This window comes from Neisseria flavescens (genome assembly GCF_005221285.1).
In the GTDB taxonomy this organism is placed as follows: domain Bacteria; phylum Pseudomonadota; class Gammaproteobacteria; order Burkholderiales; family Neisseriaceae; genus Neisseria; species Neisseria flavescens.
Genome location: NZ_CP039886.1, coordinates 649,770 through 669,038, shown reverse-complemented (window position 1 = coordinate 669,038; position 19,269 = coordinate 649,770). Strand labels below are relative to the sequence as shown.

At 49.4% G+C, this 19,269-nt stretch carries 22 protein-coding genes and 2 pseudogenes; 14 read left to right on the top strand and 10 right to left on the bottom strand.

The genetic code is table 11. The features are described 5' to 3' along the window. The first annotated feature begins 162 nt into the window (after positions 1-162). Positions 163-1,002 (top strand): protease HtpX, encoded by an 840-nt coding sequence (gene htpX / locus FAH67_RS03505; protein WP_003680753.1) that lies wholly within the window; start codon positions 163-165, stop codon positions 1,000-1,002. A gap of 49 nt (positions 1,003-1,051) precedes the next feature. Here the strand turns inward: htpX and hpnC are convergent, their stop codons facing one another. Genes hpnC through miaA form a run of 3 tightly spaced genes read right to left on the bottom strand, consistent with a single transcriptional unit; the run spans position 1,052 to position 3,588 of the window. Continuing rightward, a complete protein-coding gene (hpnC, locus tag FAH67_RS03500) occupies positions 1,052-1,867 on the bottom strand; it encodes a squalene synthase HpnC (RefSeq protein WP_003680754.1) in 816 nt (271 codons plus the stop codon). 53 nt (positions 1,868-1,920) lie between these two features. Then, on the bottom strand, positions 1,921-2,643 hold the full coding sequence (gene tadA, locus FAH67_RS03495; RefSeq protein ID WP_003680755.1) for a tRNA adenosine(34) deaminase TadA: 723 nt from the start codon (positions 2,641-2,643) through the stop codon (positions 1,921-1,923). A 3-nt stretch (positions 2,644-2,646) separates the two neighbouring features. Then, positions 2,647-3,588, bottom strand: a complete 942-nt coding sequence (miaA, locus tag FAH67_RS03490) for a tRNA (adenosine(37)-N6)-dimethylallyltransferase MiaA (protein WP_003680756.1) — start codon at positions 3,586-3,588, stop codon at positions 2,647-2,649. A 217-nt stretch (positions 3,589-3,805) separates the two neighbouring features. Here miaA and bioB point away from each other — a divergent pair, with 217 nt between their 5' ends. Continuing rightward, positions 3,806-4,858 carry a biotin synthase BioB gene (bioB, locus tag FAH67_RS03485; RefSeq protein ID WP_039864018.1) on the top strand — a complete coding sequence of 351 codons (1,053 nt, stop codon included), beginning with the start codon at positions 3,806-3,808 and terminating at the stop codon, positions 4,856-4,858. A 131-nt stretch (positions 4,859-4,989) separates the two neighbouring features. Further along, positions 4,990-5,469, top strand: a complete 480-nt coding sequence (locus FAH67_RS03475) for a DUF302 domain-containing protein (protein ID WP_003680761.1) — start codon at positions 4,990-4,992, stop codon at positions 5,467-5,469. A 54-nt stretch (positions 5,470-5,523) separates the two neighbouring features. On the opposite strand, the gene FAH67_RS03470 is transcribed toward FAH67_RS03475, so the two are convergent. From FAH67_RS03470 to FAH67_RS03455, 4 genes are all read right to left on the bottom strand, one after another. Next, positions 5,524-6,531 carry an adenosine deaminase gene (locus tag FAH67_RS03470; protein ID WP_039864021.1) on the bottom strand — a complete coding sequence of 336 codons (1,008 nt, stop codon included), beginning with the start codon at positions 6,529-6,531 and terminating at the stop codon, positions 5,524-5,526. A gap of 77 nt (positions 6,532-6,608) precedes the next feature. Further along, positions 6,609-7,388, bottom strand: coding sequence for a ferredoxin--NADP reductase (locus FAH67_RS03465; protein WP_003680764.1), 780 nt, complete (start codon positions 7,386-7,388; stop codon positions 6,609-6,611). 98 nt (positions 7,389-7,486) lie between these two features. Continuing rightward, a complete protein-coding gene (locus FAH67_RS03460) occupies positions 7,487-7,930 on the bottom strand; it encodes an META domain-containing protein (RefSeq protein WP_003680766.1) in 444 nt (147 codons plus the stop codon). A 70-nt stretch (positions 7,931-8,000) separates the two neighbouring features. Next, positions 8,001-9,158: a trans-sulfuration enzyme family protein gene (locus FAH67_RS03455; protein ID WP_039864023.1), complete on the bottom strand. Its 1,158-nt coding sequence runs from the start codon at positions 9,156-9,158 to the stop codon at positions 8,001-8,003. A 178-nt stretch (positions 9,159-9,336) separates the two neighbouring features. On the opposite strand from FAH67_RS03455, the gene folE2 reads away from it, so the two are divergent. Both folE2 and dsbD read left to right on the top strand, forming a co-directional pair. Continuing rightward, the gene (folE2, locus tag FAH67_RS03450; RefSeq protein WP_003680767.1) at positions 9,337-10,110 is read left to right on the top strand and encodes a GTP cyclohydrolase FolE2; all 774 of its coding nucleotides are present in this window, start codon (positions 9,337-9,339) and stop codon (positions 10,108-10,110) included. A 218-nt stretch (positions 10,111-10,328) separates the two neighbouring features. After that, positions 10,329-12,134, top strand: coding sequence for a protein-disulfide reductase DsbD (gene dsbD, locus FAH67_RS03445; RefSeq protein WP_003680770.1), 1,806 nt, complete (start codon positions 10,329-10,331; stop codon positions 12,132-12,134). A gap of 60 nt (positions 12,135-12,194) precedes the next feature. Here the strand turns inward: dsbD and FAH67_RS03440 are convergent, their stop codons facing one another. Then, a complete protein-coding gene (locus FAH67_RS03440; protein ID WP_003680771.1) occupies positions 12,195-13,367 on the bottom strand; it encodes an alpha-hydroxy acid oxidase in 1,173 nt (390 codons plus the stop codon). Positions 13,368-13,729: 362 nt separating this feature from the next. Here FAH67_RS03440 and iscR point away from each other — a divergent pair, with 362 nt between their 5' ends. The 8 genes and pseudogenes from iscR (at position 13,730) to iscA (ending at position 17,810) form a co-directional block, all read left to right on the top strand. Beyond that, positions 13,730-14,176: a Fe-S cluster assembly transcriptional regulator IscR gene (gene iscR / locus FAH67_RS03435; protein WP_003680774.1), complete on the top strand. Its 447-nt coding sequence runs from the start codon at positions 13,730-13,732 to the stop codon at positions 14,174-14,176. A 51-nt stretch (positions 14,177-14,227) separates the two neighbouring features. Beyond that, on the top strand, positions 14,228-15,442 hold the full coding sequence (locus FAH67_RS03430) for an IscS subfamily cysteine desulfurase (protein ID WP_039864026.1): 1,215 nt from the start codon (positions 14,228-14,230) through the stop codon (positions 15,440-15,442). 80 nt (positions 15,443-15,522) lie between these two features. Next, complete coding sequence (locus tag FAH67_RS12240; protein WP_269763643.1) at positions 15,523-15,651, top strand: hypothetical protein; 129 nt, start codon at positions 15,523-15,525, stop codon at positions 15,649-15,651. A gap of 49 nt (positions 15,652-15,700) precedes the next feature. After that, positions 15,701-15,889: an antitoxin VbhA family protein gene (locus FAH67_RS03425; RefSeq protein ID WP_003680777.1), complete on the top strand. Its 189-nt coding sequence runs from the start codon at positions 15,701-15,703 to the stop codon at positions 15,887-15,889. Next, positions 15,886-16,488: a Fic/DOC family protein gene (locus tag FAH67_RS03420; protein WP_003680780.1), complete on the top strand. Its 603-nt coding sequence runs from the start codon at positions 15,886-15,888 to the stop codon at positions 16,486-16,488. Before FAH67_RS03425 ends, FAH67_RS03420 begins: the two co-directional genes overlap by 4 nt. Before the next feature lie 38 nt (positions 16,489-16,526). Beyond that, positions 16,527-16,913 (top strand): Fe-S cluster assembly scaffold IscU, encoded by a 387-nt coding sequence (iscU, locus tag FAH67_RS03415; RefSeq protein WP_003674559.1) that lies wholly within the window; start codon positions 16,527-16,529, stop codon positions 16,911-16,913. Between the two features lie 262 nt (positions 16,914-17,175). Beyond that, positions 17,176-17,420 (top strand): annotated as a pseudogene (locus FAH67_RS03410) (recombinase RecA). Between the two features lie 69 nt (positions 17,421-17,489). Continuing rightward, positions 17,490-17,810, top strand: coding sequence for an iron-sulfur cluster assembly protein IscA (gene iscA, locus FAH67_RS03405; protein ID WP_003680782.1), 321 nt, complete (start codon positions 17,490-17,492; stop codon positions 17,808-17,810). On the opposite strand, the pseudogene FAH67_RS03400 reads toward iscA, so the two are convergent. Beyond that, positions 17,770-17,992: pseudogene (locus FAH67_RS03400) on the bottom strand (alternative ribosome-rescue factor A). The gene iscA and the pseudogene FAH67_RS03400 sit on opposite strands and share 41 nt — an antisense overlap. 79 nt (positions 17,993-18,071) lie before the next feature. On the opposite strand from FAH67_RS03400, the gene hscB reads away from it, so the two are divergent. Then, a complete protein-coding gene (gene hscB, locus FAH67_RS03395) occupies positions 18,072-18,572 on the top strand; it encodes a Fe-S protein assembly co-chaperone HscB (RefSeq protein ID WP_003680784.1) in 501 nt (166 codons plus the stop codon). A gap of 96 nt (positions 18,573-18,668) precedes the next feature. On the opposite strand, the gene FAH67_RS03390 is transcribed toward hscB, so the two are convergent. Beyond that, positions 18,669-19,241: a 50S ribosomal protein L25/general stress protein Ctc gene (locus FAH67_RS03390; protein WP_003680785.1), complete on the bottom strand. Its 573-nt coding sequence runs from the start codon at positions 19,239-19,241 to the stop codon at positions 18,669-18,671. Positions 19,242-19,269: the final 28 nt, after the last annotated feature.

Genomic DNA, 19,269 nt, shown 5'->3' with positions numbered 1-19,269 from the left:
GCTGTTTTTAACCATCAATACTGCTTTTTCAGACGGCCTTTGCTTCAATTGCTTTGAATTTGCATACCTTTGCCTATTGTGCTGTTTCATCTCTATAGAGTTTTTGAGACAATGCGCCCATATAAAAATCACCTCACAAACCACACTAAAAAGGAATAATCGGTGAAACGCATTTTCTTATTTATCGCAACCAATATCGCAGTTCTGGTTGTCATCCGTGTTATTTTGGCCATCTTGGGCATCAACAGTACCGACCAAGTCGGCAGCCTGTTGGCTTATTCCACAGTCGTCGGTTTCAGCGGCTCGATTGTCTCCCTGCTGATGTCGAAAACCATCGCCAAACATTCGGTCGGCGCTGTTGTCATCGACCAGCCCCAAAGCGAAGAAGAAGTTTGGCTGTTGGCAACTGTTGAAGCGCAAGCCCGCCAATGGAATCTGAAAATGCCGGAAGTAGCCATTTACGACTCTCCCGAGCCTAACGCCTTTGCAACCGGTGCGACCAAAAACAGCTCGCTCGTCGCCGTCAGCACCGGCCTGCTCGACCACATGACCCGCGATGAAGTCGAAGCCGTTTTGGCGCATGAAATGGCGCACGTCGGCAACGGCGATATGGTAACGCTGACGCTGATTCAAGGTATTGTGAATACTTTTGTCGTCTTCTTGGCGCGTATCGTTTCCAGCATGGTGGCGCGCAACAATGACGGCAGCACTTCGCAAGGTACATATTTCATGGTCAGCATGGTATTGCAGATCGTATTCGGCTTCCTCGCCAGCATCATCGTGATGTGGTTCAGCCGCCAACGCGAATACCGCGCTGATGCAGGCGCTGCAAAATTGGTGGGTGCGCCGAAAATGATTGCCGCCCTGCAACGCTTAAAAGGCGGTACCAGCGACCTGCCGCAAACCATGACGGCAATGGGCATTGCCAGCGAAGCAAAAGATTCTTGGTTCAGCACCCATCCTTCTTTGGACAACCGCATCAACCGTTTGAAAAACCGCTAATCGAAAAACATCAAGGCCGTCTGAAACCTCAATTTCAGACGGCCTTTTTTTATTTCTTCATCAAAGCCCGCTTGATGATAATCATCCAGTCTTTTTTATCCAACAGCGGCCACCGGTTAAACACGTCATATTTGCAACCGTCCAGCTTCTGCAAAATCAACTGGCCGCCGACAATAATCATGCGCAGCTCAAAACCGATTCGTCCTTTGAGGGTTTTGCCCAACGGCGATCCGGCCTTCAGCATTTGAAAAGCACGTTGGCACTCATGCGCCATCAACCGTTGAAAAGCAAAGTCGGCTTTGCCGGCCGCAATCTGCTCTTCACTGACTTTAAACTTCTGCAAATCTTCCTGAGGGATGTACACGCGACCTTTCTGCCAATCTACCGCCACGTCCTGCCAGAAATTAATCAGCTGCAAGGCAGTGCAAATGCCGTCGCTTTGCGCCATGCTCACTTCGTCGGTTTGCCCGTACAAATGCAGCATAATGCGCCCCACCGGATTGGCGGACAAGCGGCAATAGGCAATCAATTCGCCAAAGTTTTCATAACGGGTTTTGACCACATCCTGACTGAACGCCGCCAGCAAATCATAAAACGGCTGCAACGGCAATTGAAACGGCTCAATCGCTTCGTTGTGCAAACGCTGCATCAAAGCCGTTTGCGGTTTCCCGCCTTGTGCAATGCGGTCTAACTCTGCCTTCAGCTCGTCCAGTTGGCGCAGGCGTTCGGCTGCTTCGGCATTGCCTTCGTCGGCAATATCGTCCGCCGTCCGTGCAAAAGCGTAAACGGCGTGAACCGGCTTGCGCAAACGGCGCGGCAGCACAATGGAGCCGACCGGGAAGTTTTCGTAATGATTGACTGACATGGGAAATCCGAAAATTTAAAATAAAATGTTTTTGCTGACAGGCCGTCTGAAATTCAGACGGCCTTACGTTTGGCCGCAAAGAAATCCTGCAATACGCTTTGGCATTCTTCTGCCAATATGCTGCCCAAAATTGCGGTATGCTTGTTCAGACGTTTGTCGGCAAACAAATCGACCACGCTGCCTGCTGCACCGGTTTTGGCTTCGGCCGCACCATAAATCACGCGCCCAACCCGCGCCTGTATCAAGGCAGATGCGCACATGGAGCAAGGCTCTAAGGTAATGTACACGTCGCAATCTTCCAAACGGTAGTTTTGTAAAGCTTTGCCGGCGGCGGCAAGCGCGTTGATTTCGGCGTGGTGGCTGACATTGTGGTCGCCAATGCAGGTATTGTGTGCCGCTGCGATTGCCTTGCCTTGATATACGATGACCGCGCCAACCGGCACCTCGCCCAATGTCGCCGATTGTCTGGCCTGTTCTATCGCCAGCCGCATAAAGGCTTCCATATCGCTTTGCGAAGGGAAAACGGCAACAGGCGGATGGTTTTTCAACGCCTCACCCAGTTCCGTCTTTCTCTCCTCGGAAATATGCCGGACATCAACACCTGAAACCAGCGCATCCAGTTGCCACAAGGTGCTTTTGGTTACGGTCAAACCCGACGCTTTCAGCAATAGAAATGCGCGGACTGCGCCGATTTCCTGTAAATCTTCCAGTGTACAAATGCCCAATTCTTTTAGCGCGGCCAATGTTTTAGGCGCAAATGGTGGCGTAGTCAGCATGGATTATTCCTGAAAATGCTGACGCGCCAAGGCTAAGGCCGTCTGAACATAATCGCTGTCTGCGTAAGGATCTAACGTGTGCGCCAAAGGAATTTTCCGCAACCAGGTCAACTGGCGTTTGGCAAGCTGGCGCGTGGCGACAATGCCTTTTTCGACAAAGGTGTCATAATCGGTTTCGCCTTCGAGATAATCCCAAGCCTGACGGTAGCCCACGCAGCGCATAGACGGCATATCGGCATACAGCTGCGGATAATCGCGGCGTAAAGCGTGTATTTCATCGAGGAAACCGTGTTCCAGCATATTTAAAAAGCGTTTTTCGATTTGCTGGTGTAACAAATGACGGTCTTCGGGAATCAAGGCAACCGTGCATAAATCCAATAAAGGCGCGGCCTGCTTCTGCTCCGTGAAATGTTCGCTCAAAGGCTTGCCGGTCAGAAGATAAACTTCCAAAGCGCGTTCAATACGCTGGCTGTCATTGGCTTTCAGACGGCCTGCCGTAATCGGGTCAACTTCCTGCAAACGGCGATACAGGCCTGCCAGACCGTGTTCGTTCTTTTCCGCCTGAAGTTGTGCGCGCACCGCCGTATCCGCACTGGGCAAATCGTTCAAACCTTCCGTCAGCGCGTGGAAATACATCATCGTACCGCCGACAATCAGCGGATAGCGACCGCGCGCATGTATTTCGTTCACCAAGCGCACGCAGTCGCCGACAAAATCCGCCGCGCTGTAACTTTCCAGCGGCGAGATAATATCAATCAAATGATGCGGTACGGCGGCAAGCTCTTCGGCAGTCGGCTTGGCCGTACCGATGTCCATGCCGCGATACACCAGCGCGGAATCCAGACTGATGATTTCCACCGGCAAAGATTGGGCAATATTTAAGGCTAGTGCGGTTTTACCGCCGGCGGTCGGGCCGAGTACGGCGAAGGCTTTGGGCGCATTCATAAGAAAACGGAAAAATTAAAAATGCGATTATAGCAAACCCGGGCAAACCATATTTCAGGCCGTCTGAAACATTTGCTCTACATTATCAAAAGCGTTACACTTGCTGCGCCGTTTCAGACGGCCTTTTATATTGATTTCAAACCTGCTGCTGCCGTCATTGCGCCGACAGTCAAGCCGTCAGCGACACTGCGTCGCTGTAAACACGAAAGAACACACTATGACCGTATCTCCCGTAGCCTTACGCCGTCAAACCGAGCGCAAGCCGCATCCGACTGCGCGTTATTGGAAAAAATGCGATGTCGAGGCTTTGTTTGGACTGCCTTTCCTCGACCTCGTTTTCCAAGCCGCCGAAATCCACCGCCAAAACTTCAACCCGCGCGAAATCCAACTCTCCACCCTGCTCTCCATCAAAACCGGCGGCTGCCCCGAAGATTGCGCCTACTGCCCGCAATCGGCACACCACAACACCAATCTGGGCAAAGAGCAGATGATGGATGTGGACGAAATCGTCGAAAAAGCCAAAATTGCCCAATCGCGCGGCGCCAGCCGTTTCTGCATGGGAGCGGCATGGCGCGGCCCTAAGCCCAAAGACGTAGCTGTCGTTTCCGAAATCATCAGCGCGGTGAAAGGCTTGGGCATGGAAGTGTGCGGCACCTTCGGCATGCTCGAAGACGGCATGGCGGAAGACTTCAAAAAAGCCGGTTTGGACTACTACAACCACAACCTCGACACCGACCCCGAACGCTACAACGACATCATCCACACCCGCAAACACGAAGACCGCATGGATACTTTGGGCAAAGTCCGCAATGCCGGTTTGAAAGTCTGCTGCGGCGGTATCGTCGGCATGAATGAAACCCGCGCTGAACGCGCAGGCCTGATTGCCAGCCTTGCCAACCTCGACCCTCAGCCCGAAAGCGTGCCGATCAACCAGTTGGTTAAAGTAGAAGGCACGCCGCTGGCCGATGCCGAAGATTTGGACTGGACGGAATTTGTCCGTACCATCGCTGTAGCGCGGATTACGATGCCGCACAGCTACGTCCGCCTGTCCGCAGGCCGCAGCAATATGCCGGAATCCATGCAGGCCATGTGTTTCATGGCTGGCGCAAACTCGATTTTCTACGGCGACAAGCTGCTGACTACAGGCAATCCGGGTGAAGACGGTGACCGCCTGCTGATGGAAAAACTGAATTTGTATCCGCTGCGCTTTGAATTGGAAGAAGAATACAAAGCCGTGCAGGAAACGCCCAAAATCAAAGTCGACTATTAACCGCCATCATAATGCCGTCTGAAAGGACAGGCTTTCAGACGGCATACGGCACTCCGGCACGCGGCGCAACATCAGGCGCGGCGCGTGCCGCCCCGTCCGAAGCCTGATAAACAAACCGATAAGGAAATACGATGAAACACATACTCCCCCTGATTGCCGCATCCGCACTCTGCATTTCAACCGCTTCGGCACATCCTACCGGCGAACCGTCCACCCAAAACGAAACCGCTATGACCACGCATACCCTCACCTCAAAATACAGCTTTGACGAAACCGTCAGCCGCCTTGAAACCGCCATAAAAAGCAAAGGAATGGACATTTTTGCCGTCATTGACCATCAGGAAGCCGCCCGCCGAAACGGCTTAACGATGCAGCCGGCAAAAGTCATCGTCTTCGGCACGCCCAAAGCCGGCACGCCGCTGATGGTCAAAGACCCCGCCTTCGCCCTGCAACTGCCCCTGCGCGTCCTCGTTACCGAAACGGACGGCAAAGTACGCGCCGCCTATACCGATACGCGCGCCCTCATCGCCGGCAGCCGCATCGGTTTTGACGAAGTGGCAAACACTTTGGCAAACGCCGAAAAACTGATACAAAAAACCGTAGGCGAATAAGCCCGTCGCCGACATAAAAGGCCGTCTAAAACTTTTTCAGACGGCCTTTTATCGTTATTCAGCATCAAAACCTTCAATCTTCCGTATCCACTCTTCCTTTTCCTCCTCGCTCAAAAACGAAGCGCGGAACGAATTGGCGCACAAGGTTTTGATTTCTTCCGCACTCAAATCCAAAGCCTCGGCAAGCGCTTCAAAATTGCGGTTCATATAGCCGCCGAAATACGCCGGATCATCGGAATTGACGGTTACCAACACGCCGCGTTGCAACATACGGCGCAAATTGTGTTTTGCCATTTCAGGGAACACTTTTAATTTCAAATTACTCAACGGGCAAACGGTCAACGGCATTTGCTCTTTAATCAAACGCGCCATCAATACCTCATCTTCTTCCGCCCGTACGCCATGATCGATACGGCGGACATGCAGCAAGTCCAAAGCCTCGTAAACATATTCCGGTGGGCCTTCTTCTCCGGCATGAGCCACCGTCAACAAACCCTCCGCCCGTGCCTGAGCAAACACGCGCTCGAACTTAGACGGCGGATGCCCCAGTTCGCTCGAATCCAAGCCTACGCCGATGATGTGTTCTTTATAAGGCAAAGCCTGATTTAAGGTTTCAAATGCGCTTTCTTCCGACAAATGGCGCAGGAAACACATAATCAAACGCGTACTTATGCCCCATTGCTGCCCGGCTTCGCGGCAGGCGCGGACAATACCGTTAATCACGGTTTCAAACGCCACGCCACGCGCAGTATGGGTTTGCGGATCGAAAAATATTTCCGTATGCACGACATTGTCTTCGCGGCAATGCTCAAGATACGCGCGGGTCAAATCGTAAAAATCCGCCTCGTGCAGCAAGACGCCGGCACCGGCATAATAAATATCCAAAAACGACTGCAAATTGTGGAAATCATAAGCCTGCCGTACCGAATCGACATTCTCATAAGGAATCGCTATGTGGTTGCGCTTGGCGATTTCAAACATCAACTCCGGCTCGAACGTCCCTTCGATATGGACGTGCAGCTCGGCTTTGGGCAAGGCTTGGATCAATTGTTTGATATTCATATTTTCTCTGATTTTCTGTTTATATTTAATATTGAAGGCCGTCTGGAACTTTCAGACGGCCTTTGACCATTTATCTGTTAAAAACCATTTTCCATCATGATTTCGCCAGGGATACGGTTGCGGTGCATAGCGTAGCCCAAATCCATCAGGGCTTGGAAAGTGTCTTTGACCATTGCCGGATTGCCGCAGACCATAAAGCGCGTATCGGCCTTAGTGAACTTGAAGCCGACTTTTTCTTCCAAGCCGCCATTCTTCAGCAATTCGGGAATCCGTTTGCCGCTCAATGCGCCTTCTGTTTCTTCACGCGTAGTGACCGGAACAAAAGTGAATTTATGGAAATATTCTTCAATCAGCGGATGCTCTTTCAAATCGGCAAGGCACTGGTTGAAAATCAACTCGTCGGCGTAAGAGACGGAATGCGCCAAAACCAAACGGTCGAAACGCTGCCAGATTTCAGGCTGCTCGATAATGGAGAGGAAAGGCGCAATGCCGGAACCCGTGCAGAGCATGACCAAATCTTTGCCGTCGGGGAAACGCTCGGGCAAGAGGAAACCGGTAGCCGTTTTATCCAGCAAAATGGTATCGCCCTCTTTCATTGCAGCAAAACGCGCCGACATCGGGCCGCCTTCAATTAACACTGCAAAATACTCAAGCGTATCGGCGTATTCGGCAGACACGACAGAATACGCGCGCCAAATAAAGCCCTCGCCGTCACGGAAACCAAGGCGCGAAAACTGCCCTGCCGAAAAACGGTAGGACTCGGGACGGCTGATGGCAAAAGTCATCAACTTAGGCGTATGGTGTTTGATCCACAAGACTTTTTCTTCGGTAAACTTGGCTTCTGGAGAAGCTGCCATAATAGGTTTCCTTGATATTCGGTATCAGTTTCAAATAGGGCTTATTATAAAGATTCAAAAGGCCGTCTGAAATATTTATTTTCAGACGGCCTTTAAGATTATTCACGGCGCAAACGGATACTGATGCCTTTTTGTTCCAAAATCAAATCGTTACCGTCAAAACGATAGTTCCATACGCCTTGTTTGCGCAAAAACGCATCTTCCAGCTTCATGTCTTCACACAACATCATGCTTACCGCAATATGGCCAAAATCAATTTTGTCCGAACCAATCGTATTGGCTTGAAACATCATACCGTTACACCCCATCTTGCCATACGCCTTAGGCATCTTACTCAAATCCAGATAGGCATCAGTACCGGCCAAATCTTTTTCAGTGAATTGATTGAAAGCGACAACACGCCATTTGGCGGCTAGAGTAGGTTGCGCCGTTTGTTGAGTTTGCACCTGTGCTTTAGAGGCTTGTTCAGGCTGAGATACCGAAGGAGATGTACAAGCTGCCAAAACTACTATACCCATCAATGCGCCGAATAATGTTTTCATATCTATTCCTTATGTATTGCTAAAGGCCGTCTGAAAAACCATTCACCTTCAGACGGCCTTTAAGCCTTATTTACAAAGTCGTATCCAATGCTTTGGAAATGTCGTTCCAAATATCGTCAACGTCTTCAATACCGACAGAGAAACGCAGCAAGCCGACTTTGATGCCCATTTCCATTTTCACATTATGCGGCACGCCGCTGTGGGACTGGGAATAGCAATGGTTGACCAAACTTTCCACGCCGCCGAGGCTGGAAGCCATTTTGACCAGTTTCATGTTTTTAATCACGCTATTGGCCGCTTCACGTGTGTCGTTTTTGAGATAAACCGTAACCACGCCGCCGATGCCTTTGGGCATTTGTACTTTAGCGAGTTCGTAATGTTCATGAGACGGCAGGCCGGGATAGAACACTTTTTCAATGGCGGGATGGGCTTCCAAACGGCGTGCGATTTCGAGTGCGTTTTGGCAATGGGCGTTCATGCGCAGAGCCAGCGTTTTGATACCGCGCAGCACCAGCCAGCAGTCCATCGGGCCTGCAATCGCGCCGGTATGCACCATCATGTCGTGCAAAGGCTGAGCCAGCTCTTTGGTTTTGGCAACGACTACGCCCATCAGTACGTCGGAATGGCCGCACAAATATTTGGTAGCGGAATGGAACACAAAATCGCAACCCATATCCAACGGCTGTTGCAGATACGGCGTGGCAAAGGTGTTATCGATGCCGACCAGCGCACCGGCTGCTTTGGCTTTCGCGGCAAGGGCTTTGATGTCCACCAAGCGCAAAAGCGGATTGGACGGCGTCTCTAGCCAAACCAGTTTGACATTGTGCGCTTTGAGCAGCTCGTCCAGATTATCCGGATTGCCCAAATCGGCAAAAACAACGTTTACACCCCATTTTTGATAAACATCGACCAATAAATCATAAGCACCGCCGTAAATATCGGCGACGGCGACAATGGTATCGCCCGGGCGCAGGAAAGTACGCCATACGGCATCAATCCCCGCCATACCGCTGGAAAACGCAAAGCCGGCCGCACCGTGTTCCAAATCGGCAACGGTATCTTCCAATACCTGACGGGTCGGGTTGCTCAGGCGCGAATAGCGGTAAGGCACATTTTCGCCAATCTCATGCAACGCAAACATACTGTTTTGATAAATCGGCGGCATCAGCGCACGGTTGTGTTCGTCGCAATCGTAGCTGGAATGAATGGCTTTCGTGGCGAATTTCATTTGGTCTCTGCCTATATAGATGTGAATAATCGAAGATTTTATCACTATCTGAAAAATAGAAACAATCAATGCAGGCGGATAAAGCAAGTGATATAATCTCGCATTTGCAAATCGGCCGACACGAGCCGATTCCCTCCACACGCATCTCAACAATCCTATCATGAAGGACATACCACGCATGAACGCCATTGCAGACGTGCAATCCAGCCGCGATTTACGCAACCTGCCGATTAATCAGGTCGGCATCAAAGACCTGCGCTTTCCAATCTCCCTTAAAAGCAAAGAAGGCGAACAATCCACCGTCGCCCGCCTGACCATGACGGTTTTCCTGCCTGCCGACCAAAAAGGCACGCATATGTCGCGCTTTGTCGCCCTGATGGAACAACAAACCGATGCTTTGGATTTCGATACGCTGCACAAGCTGACCGCCGATATGGTTGCCCTGTTGGATTCGCATTCCGGCAAAATCAGCGTTTCCTTCCCGTTTTTCCGCAAGAAAAGTGCGCCTGTCTCCAGCATCCAATCGCTGCTTGACTATGATGTTACCCTGACCGGCGAAATCAAAAACGGTACATACAGCCACAACCTGAAAGTAATGGTTCCGGTTACTTCATTGTGTCCGTGTTCCAAAGAAATTTCCCAATACGGTGCGCACAACCAACGTTCGCATGTGACCGTCAGCCTGATTGCAAACGCGGATGTAGGCATTGAAGAAATCATCGATTACGTCGAAGCGCAAGCAAGCTGCCAGCTCTACGGCTTGCTCAAACGCCCTGACGAGAAGTATGTAACGGAAAAGGCGTACGAAAATCCGAAGTTTGTCGAAGATATGGTTCGCGATGTGGCCACTGCACTGATTGCCGACAAACGCATCGAATCGTTTGTTGTCGAAAGCGAAAACTTCGAATCGATACACAACCATTCCGCTTACGCCTATATCGCTTATCCTTAAAAGCCGAGCCGAATAGAAACAAATGCCGTCTGAAAATTTCAGACGGCATTTGGCATAGATTGAACGATAACATGAGACTATCGGTCATATATGGGCAACCCTATTTCGATATAATTCAAAAGCATTAGATTTCTCTCGCAATATTTAACATAAATTAAGCCAATTGTTTTTTCCATCATTTATAATGACGGTTTCTCAACGGCATCTCCGTAGATACTATGAAAAAATTCCTTTATTTCCTCATTGCATTTTTAGGCCTGAGCAGCTTCGCATTCGCAGTAGATGCCAATGATTTGCTGTCTCCAGAGCAAGCCTTTGTACCTCAAGTCAATGTAACCGATCAAGGCATCAGCGTGCAGTTCAAGATCGCTGACGGCTACTATATGTACCAGTCCAAAATCGTTGCAGCGACCAATCCTGACAAAGTCTTGGGCGAACCCAAATTCAGCAAAGGCGAAGAAAAAGAAGACGAATTCTTCGGCAAACAAACGGTTTACCACCATACCGCACAGGTTGACCTGCCTTACAAACAAGCCGCGCCGCAATACAAACTGACGCTGACTTATCAAGGCTGCGCCGAAGTGGGTGTGTGTTATCCGCCGGTGGACACCGAGTTTGACGTAAAAGGCAACGGGGTTTACCAGCCGCAAAGCGATGAGCCGGTTTCCGCCAAAGACCGCTTTTTGCAACCGTCCGCCTCTTCAGACGGCCAAATGCCCACCCAACCCGGTACAAACAATCCCGACAGCAGCCGCTTCAAGCTCTCTTGGGATACTTTAAACGCCAACCTGTTGGCGTTTTTTGTCGCAGGATTGGGCTTAAGCTTTACAGCCTGCATGTATCCGCTCCTGCCGATTGTTTCCAGCATTGTCGTGGGCGATAAAAAAGCCGGCAAAGGCCGCGCGTTCACCTTGTCTATGGTGTATGTACAAGGCTTGGCATTGACCTATACCTTGGTCGGCGTGATTGCCGGTTTGACAGGCGCGCTGTTGACCGTATGGCTGCAACAGCCTTGGGTTGTACTTGCCGCCGCCGCATTGATGGTGGTACTGGCGCTGTCTATGTTCGGCCTCTTCAATATCCAGCTGCCAAACTCCGTCCAATCCTATTTCCAAAACCAAAGCAACAAACTCTCCGGCGGCAAAATCATTTCCGTCTTCATCATGGGTATTTTGTCCGCCCTGATTGTCGGCCCTTGCGTTGCGCCTCCGCTGGCATTTGCTTTGGGCTATATCGGCCAGACCGGCGATGCCGTATTGGGTGGCCTTGCGCTCTATACATTAGCACTCGGCACCGGCGTACCGCTCATCATCATCGGCACATTCGGCGGCCATATCCTGCCCAAAGCAGGCGACTGGATGAACGGCATCAAATACGCATTCGGCTTTATTTTGCTGGCCGTTGCCGTATATCTTGCCACACCGCATCTGCCTTATTTCGCAGTAGTCGGCCTCTACACCTTGCTGATGATTGTTCCCGCCCTTATGCTTTTGGCGAAATCCGGCAAACAAAAAGGCCGTCTGAAAACAGTTGCCGCCGTATTGGGCTTTTTACTGCTGATTGGCGGCTTATGGTTTGGCTGGCAAAGCTTTAATAAACAAACCACTGCCCTGCACCACTTCTTAACCTTGGTTCCGCCATCCGAAGCCGGACAAGAAACCGACCACGGCAAGATGTTTACCGATGTCGGCGAACTCAAAGCCGCTATGGATGCCGCCTTGAAAGCCGATCCAAGCAAGCCCGTGCTGATTGATTTCTACGCCGACTGGTGCGTATCCTGCAAAGAAATGGCCGCCTACACGCTCAACCAACCACAGGTACACGAAGCAGTCGATATGCAGCGCTTCTTCCAAATCGACGTGACCGCCAACACTCCCGACCATCAGGCCTTACTGAAAGAATACGGCCTCTTCGGCCCTCCGGGTGTGTTTGTTGTCCGCGCCGACGGCAGTCATAGCGAAGCCTTATTAGGTTTTGTCAAACCCGATGCCTTCATCGAATGGTATCGCAAAAACGAGAAATAGCCGTCTATAAAAAGGCCGTCTGAAAACAGTTTTTCAGACGGCCTTTTTTATGTTCGACAATTAAAATTCATCTTGATGCCAACGCGTAGAACGCAAAATGCCGGAATCCACATCTTGAATATTGCGATGACCCGTAAACGCCATCGACACATCCATTTCCTTATACAGGATTTCCAGCGCACGGGTTACGCCTTCTTCGCCATACGCGCCCAAACCATACAGAAACGCCCGGCCGATCATCGTACCTTTCGCACCCAAAGCCCACGCCTTCAAAATATCCTGACCGCTGCGGATGCCGCTGTCCATCCAAACTTCGATGTCGCTGCCGACTGCGCTGACGATGTCGGGCAAGGCTTTGATGGCAGACACGGTATCGTCGAGCTGGCGGCCGCCGTGGTTGGAAACAACCAATGCGTCCGCGCCGCTTCTCGCCGCCCTTTCCGCGTCTTCAGGTTCCATAATGCCTTTGATAATCAGCTTGCCGCCCCATAAATCTTTAATGCGCGCCACATCGTCCCAGCTCAAGCGCGGGTCAAATTGTTCAGAAGTCCATGAAGACAACGAAGACAAATCGCCCACATTTTTTGCATGACCAACGATATTGCGGAAGGTGCGGCGTTCCGTATTCAGCATTTTCATACACCATTCCGGTTTGGTCGCCAAATTGATTAAATTGGCGATGGTCGGTTTCGGCGGCGCAGACAGGCCATTTTTAATATCTTTGTGGCGCTGACCCAAAACCTGCAAATCGGCAGTCAATACCAAAGCCGAACAATTAGCATCCTTCGCACGCTTAATCAGGTTTTCCATAAACTCGCGGTCGCGCATCACATAAAGCTGAAACCAAAACGGCGAGCTGGTGTTTTCAGCCACATCTTCAATCGAACAAATGGACATGGTTGAAAGCGTAAACGGGATACCGAATTTTTCCGCTGCCCGCGCCGCCAAGATTTCACCGTCGGCGTGCGCCATGCCCGTGAAACCTGTCGGTGCAATCGCTACCGGCATTTTCACATCCTGACCGATCATTTTGGTCTCAAGGCTGCGTCCTTCCATATCAACCAATACTTTTTGACGGAAACGGATGTCTTTAAAATCCGAAGTATTTTCACGATAAGTGGTTTCCGTCCAAGAGCCTGAGTCAATATAATCATAAAACATACGCGGCATTTTACGTTTGGCAACAAGGCGCAAGTCTTCGATACAGGTTATTTTGCTTAAATCAGATTTCATGGTCGATTGCCTCTGTTAAGGTAAAGATGGATGATTCAAGGCCGTCTGAACATTTCAAACACCTCATTCATTTTACTCCATCAAAACAACTAAATTTTAAGAATAATTTTGATAATCTATATCACTATCAATATTTAATCAAAACATTTTAACCCTGATATTTGTAGGGTTGATAGCCTTTTTTCAGACGACCTTAAATCCAAATTACAGAAAAATAAAGAAAATATTTTCCGATTTAAAAATCAGCCAATGCCATCATTTAAACAAACAATCAAACCGAGCCGCCACATACTTGACTGAAACACTCAGATATTAGACAATCCCCCCCACTAATAAAAACGCCCCACACAGGCAACCACACCATGAGACTGACTACCAAAGGGCGATTTGCAGTAACCGCCATGATAGATTTGGCGATGAACGCGCAAACCGGCGCTGTCAAACTCAGTGCCATCAGCGAACGACAAAGCATATCGCTTTCCTACCTCGAACAATTATTCAGCAAGCTGCGCCGTGCCGGATTGGTTGAAAGCCTACGCGGCCCCGGCGGAGGCTACATCCTTGCCGCTCCCGCCGAGCAAATCAATATTGCACAAATCATCTCCGCAGCCGAAGACCGACTGGATGCCACGCAGTGCGGCAGCAAAGCAAACTGCAACCACGGCGCCCCCTGCCTGACCCACGACCTTTGGGAAAATTTAAACAAAACCATCAATGATTACCTCAGTGGCGTTACGCTGCAAAGCATCATTGAACAAAAAAACTGCAGCGACAGCAGTCATGTCGTTACCTTTACACACATTCATTAAACCGACTTGCGGCAAAGACCGCAGGCAGATGACCAAACGAAAGAGCAAACCATGACCGTCAAAACCCCCGTTTATCTCGACTACGCCGCTACCACTCCTGTTGACCGCCGCGTTGCCGAAAAAATGATTCCCTACCTGTCCGATATTTTCGGTAACCCAGCCTCCAACAGCCATAGCTTCGGCTGGGAAGCAGAAGAGGCCGTAGAAAAAGCACGTGCAGACATTGCCGCCCTGATTAACGCTGACTCCAAAGAAATCGTTTTTACCAGCGGCGCAACCGAGTCCAACAACCTCGCCATCAAAGGCGCGGCGCACTTCTACAAATCCAAAGGCAACCACCTCATCACCGTAAAAACCGAGCACAAAGCCGTGCTCGATACCATGCGCGAACTCGAACGCCAAGGTTATGAAGTGACTTATCTGGACGTACAAGAAAACGGCTTGGTTGATTTAGACGTACTGAAAGCTGCTATCCGCGAAGACACCATCCTTGTTTCCGTCATGTGGGTAAACAACGAAATCGGCGTGGTTCAAGATATTCCTGCCATCGGCGAAATCTGCCGAGAACGCAAAATCATTTTCCACGTTGACGCAGCACAAGCATGCGGTAAAGTGCCTGTCGATGTCGAAGCCGCCAAAATCGACCTGCTCTCGATGTCCGCGCACAAAGTGTACGGCCCCAAAGGCATCGGCGCGCTGTACGTCCGCCGCAAACCACGCGTCCGCCTCGAAGCCCAAATGCACGGCGGCGGTCACGAGCGCGGCTTCCGTTCCGGCACATTGCCGACCCATCAAATCGTCGGTATGGGCGAAGCCTTCCGCATTGCCAAAGAAGAATTGGCACAAGATACTGCACACTACTTGAAACTGCGCGATATCTTCCTCAAAGGCATCGAAGGCATCGAAGAAGTCTACATCAACGGCGACCTCGAACACCGCGCCCCGAACAACCTGAACGTCAGTTTCAACTTCGTCGAAGGCGAAAGCTTGATTATGGCGGTGAAAGAACTCGCCGTATCCAGCGGCTCCGCCTGTACTTCCGCAAGCCTTGAGCCAAGCTACGTCCTGCGCGCACTCGGCCGCAACGACGAACTGGCACACTCATCCCTGCGCATCACCTTCGGCCGCATGACCACCGAAGAAGAAGTGCAGTTTGCAGCAGAACTGATTAAATCCAAAATCGGCAAACTGCGCGAACTGTCGCCGCTGTGGGAAATGTTCAAAGACGGAATTGATTTGAACTCGATTGAATGGGCAGCGCATTAACCCGCTGCCCCGCAATGCCGTCTGAACCTTCAGACGGCATTGCGGGAAACAGACCGTTCCAATCCAATCAAGGGAAGAAGATGAAAGATCAAGATTTCGATTTAGACAATCTCGACAAACTGCTTGACGATTTCGACGGCGTTACCGTGGAAGGCGGCGTCGATTCGGAAAACGACGACGGCTGCGAAGGCGGTGCGTGCAAAATCTAAGATGGCTTGGGTCGTCTGAAAAAATTTAGAGGCAAAATAAGGAATCCTTATGTCCCTACAAAATCAGGAACAGCAGCATCATTTGCCGCAAACGACGCATTCCATTATCGGCTCATGGCGGATGGAGCAGTTGAACATCAGCCCGGAGACCATACGCGATATGCAGCATTTGGCAGAAGGCAAAATCAGCTTGGATGACGCTTTGGACGGCATCAAACAAAGAATGGCGGCAAAATGAGCAAATACGGCGGAGAAGACACTATTTATATGAATGGAGGCGTATTTAAAAACAAGCTCTCCATCCAAGATAGTGAATTGCTGGAAACCGCCGAAAAAGAATTTTCCGCCATTCGCGCCCAATATCTGCTTTTGCAACCCATTACGGGCAATTTCGATTTGGCGCATATACAGACCATTCATCGCGAACTGTTTGGCGATGTTTATGATTGGGCAGGCGAAATCCGGCGGATTGATATTTCTAAAGGAAATACCCGATTTGCAAATTTTGCTTTTATCGAAAACGAAAGCCGTAAACTTTTGGAGAAGCTGAGAAGCGAAAAATATTTGCATGGCTTGGATAAAGAGAAGTTTGCAGAGCGTGCAGCCTATTATTTGGGCGAGTTGAACGTCCTACATCCTTTTCGTGAAGGAAACGGCAGAACATTGCGCCTGTTTATGACGCAATTGGCAATGAAAAACGGTTTGCAGATACGTTGGCAAAATATCTCCGCCAAACAAATGATTCAAGCCTGTATTCAGGCATACCATGCCGATAGCAGTTTATTGGCACGATTAATTTTAGACAATTTAGAACAATCGTCTTTTTCGGACGACTAAAACATCAACAAACCACGATATTTTAAGGAAACCACATCATGGCATACAGCGATAAAGTTATCGACCACTACGAAAACCCCCGCAACGTCGGCACTTTCGACAAAAACGACGAGTCCGTCGGCACCGGTATGGTCGGCGCGCCCGCCTGCGGCGACGTGATGCGCCTGCAAATCAAAGTCAACGACGAGGGCATCATCGAAGATGCAAAATTCAAAACTTACGGCTGCGGCTCCGCCATCGCTTCGTCCAGCCTGATTACCGAGTGGGTCAAAGGCAAAAGCCTTGACGATGCACTGGCAATCAAAAATAGTGAAATTGCCGAAGAGTTGGAATTGCCTCCAGTTAAAATCCACTGCTCTATCTTGGCTGAAGATGCGGTAAAAGCAGCCGTTGCCGACTATCGCAAACGTCAGGAAAACAAATAACCGGATTCAACGACCCCTTGTCGGCAGGTGCCCAAGACTCCTAGCGAGTCTTCGAGAAAAGCAAATCTGGTGATTTATTCCCCTCTTAAGCAGACAGGGTGAATTGAGAACACAGAAACTTCATCCTTTTGAAGTTGCCGCCAAATTTGGGACTGCCTGCCAATCTATCCCCTCTCCCCGCGGGAGAGGGTTAGGGAGAGGGCAATAAATCGCAGCTTATATTTAATTTAGTCGTTATACCTGCAAAATCAAAGGAGGCGAAATGCCTTTTACTGATGAAGAAGTCCAATCCCTACTTGCTGTCGAAGGCATAGGTAAAACCATATTGCAGCGTTTGCAGCAAATGGGTTTGGATGATGTTCCACACTAGCGGCAGCGGATTTGGACGATGTTTTGGAACTAGGGGCAAAATTGACCGGCTCGACCTGTTGGAGAAACAGTCCGCAGGCTAAAGCTGCCATTGCCGCCGCAATAGAGTGGGCAAAACAGCGTTTTCAGACGGCCTGATAATCAAGATGCCGTCTGAAATAAAAAAGCAGGCAAAACAGAAAATAATTGCGAAATGAGGAAAAAAGCATGATTACCATCACAGAAAACGCAGCCAAATACATCAACAATTACCTGACCAAACGCGGCAAGGGCTTGGGCGTACGCTTAGGTGTGAAAACCAGCGGCTGCTCGGGTATGGCATACAACCTTGAATTTGTCGATGAAGCGAACGAGGACGATCTGATTTTCGAAGAACATGGCGCGCGCATTTATATCGATCCAAAAAGTTTGGTTTATTTAGACGGCACGCAAGTCGATTACACCAAAGAAGGCTTACAGGAAGGTTTCAAATTTGAAAACCCGAATGTCAAAGACTCCTGCGGATGCGGCGAGAGCTTCCACGTTTAAAACATAAAAAATGGCGGGAAAGTATCAAAACCATCCCGCCATTTTTTGGCTTCTTGCCTATTATAGCTACCCTTGCCTTTTCTTTTTCGTTCTACTTTGTGTCGGAACAAATCAGATCTGACTAAGGCTTTTAGGGCATTGTCTCGTATCTTGCCTTTATTGTGTTGCACCTTACCGGACATATTGTTTTCCTTTCGTATAAACAGTTTCCGGATTATATCGTAAAATAATCCTCTTCTTTAGATTTTTTCCTTTAATATCATGTCTCAATACTTCAACCTCTTCCAGCTTGAGCCATCTTTCAATATTGATACCAAGGCACTCGAACAGACCTATCGAGCTTTAGCTGCCCGTTTTCATCCCGATAAATTTGCTTCTGCTTCAGCTTTTGAGAAGAAACAAGCCGTTATGATGTCTTCTACAATTAATGATGCCTACCGCACATTAAAAAGCCCTATTGATCGGGCTGCTTATCTCTTGAAAAGCCAAAATATCGATGCTGATGCACCTGAACACACTTCGTTTTCACCAGAATTCCTCATGCAGCAGATGGAATGGCGGGAAACATTGATGGATGCTCAAATGGAACAAAACCATGATACCATCCGAGCGCTGGATCAAGAAATCCAAGAAGTACAAGGCAACCTATATCAAGACTTGCAACAAGCATTTGAACAACAGGATTATGAATCGGCCGCACAATGGGTACGGCATGGTCGCTTTCTTAATAAACTTCGCAATGAAATTGCTTCAATCTTATAAAGTACATATGCTGTTACATTTGACCTAGTTATTTTATATGCAAAACAAAAACCGTATCAGATAAATCTGATACGGTTTTCTTATATTAACTACCTATTAGCGTTTTTTACCGGTAACAGTAGCAACAGCCAGGTTTTCGTTACGTTTCAGAGAAACGCTTTCAACACCTTCTGGCAATTTGATGTCTGACAAGTGCAGAATGTCGCCGGCAACTACTGATGCACAATCCAGCTCCAAGAAAGCAGGAATGTTTGCAGGAAAAGCAGCTACTTCAACAGAAGTGTTCAACAAAGATACGCGACCACCTTGCAATTTAACAGCTTGAGAGTTTTCAGCGTTAACAATGTGCAGAGGAACACGGATACGTACAACTTGGTCAGCTTTTACAGCTTGGAAGTCAATGTGTTGAACTTCGCGACGGAATGGGTGCATTTGGAAGTCACGAACGATAACGTCTTTAGTTTCACCATTCAAATACAGTTTGATCAAAGCAGTATGGAAAGATTCTTTTTCCAATGCGTAGAATACAGTTTTGTGGTCTACAGCAATAGCAACAGGCTCTTGACTTTCACCGTACAGGATGCCAGGGATTTGGCCTTCTCGACGCAGGCGGCGGCTCGCACCAGTGCCTTGGGCTTCGCGAACAGAAGCTTGAATTTCGTAAGTCATGTTTAATACTCCAATTTAGATAAAATCG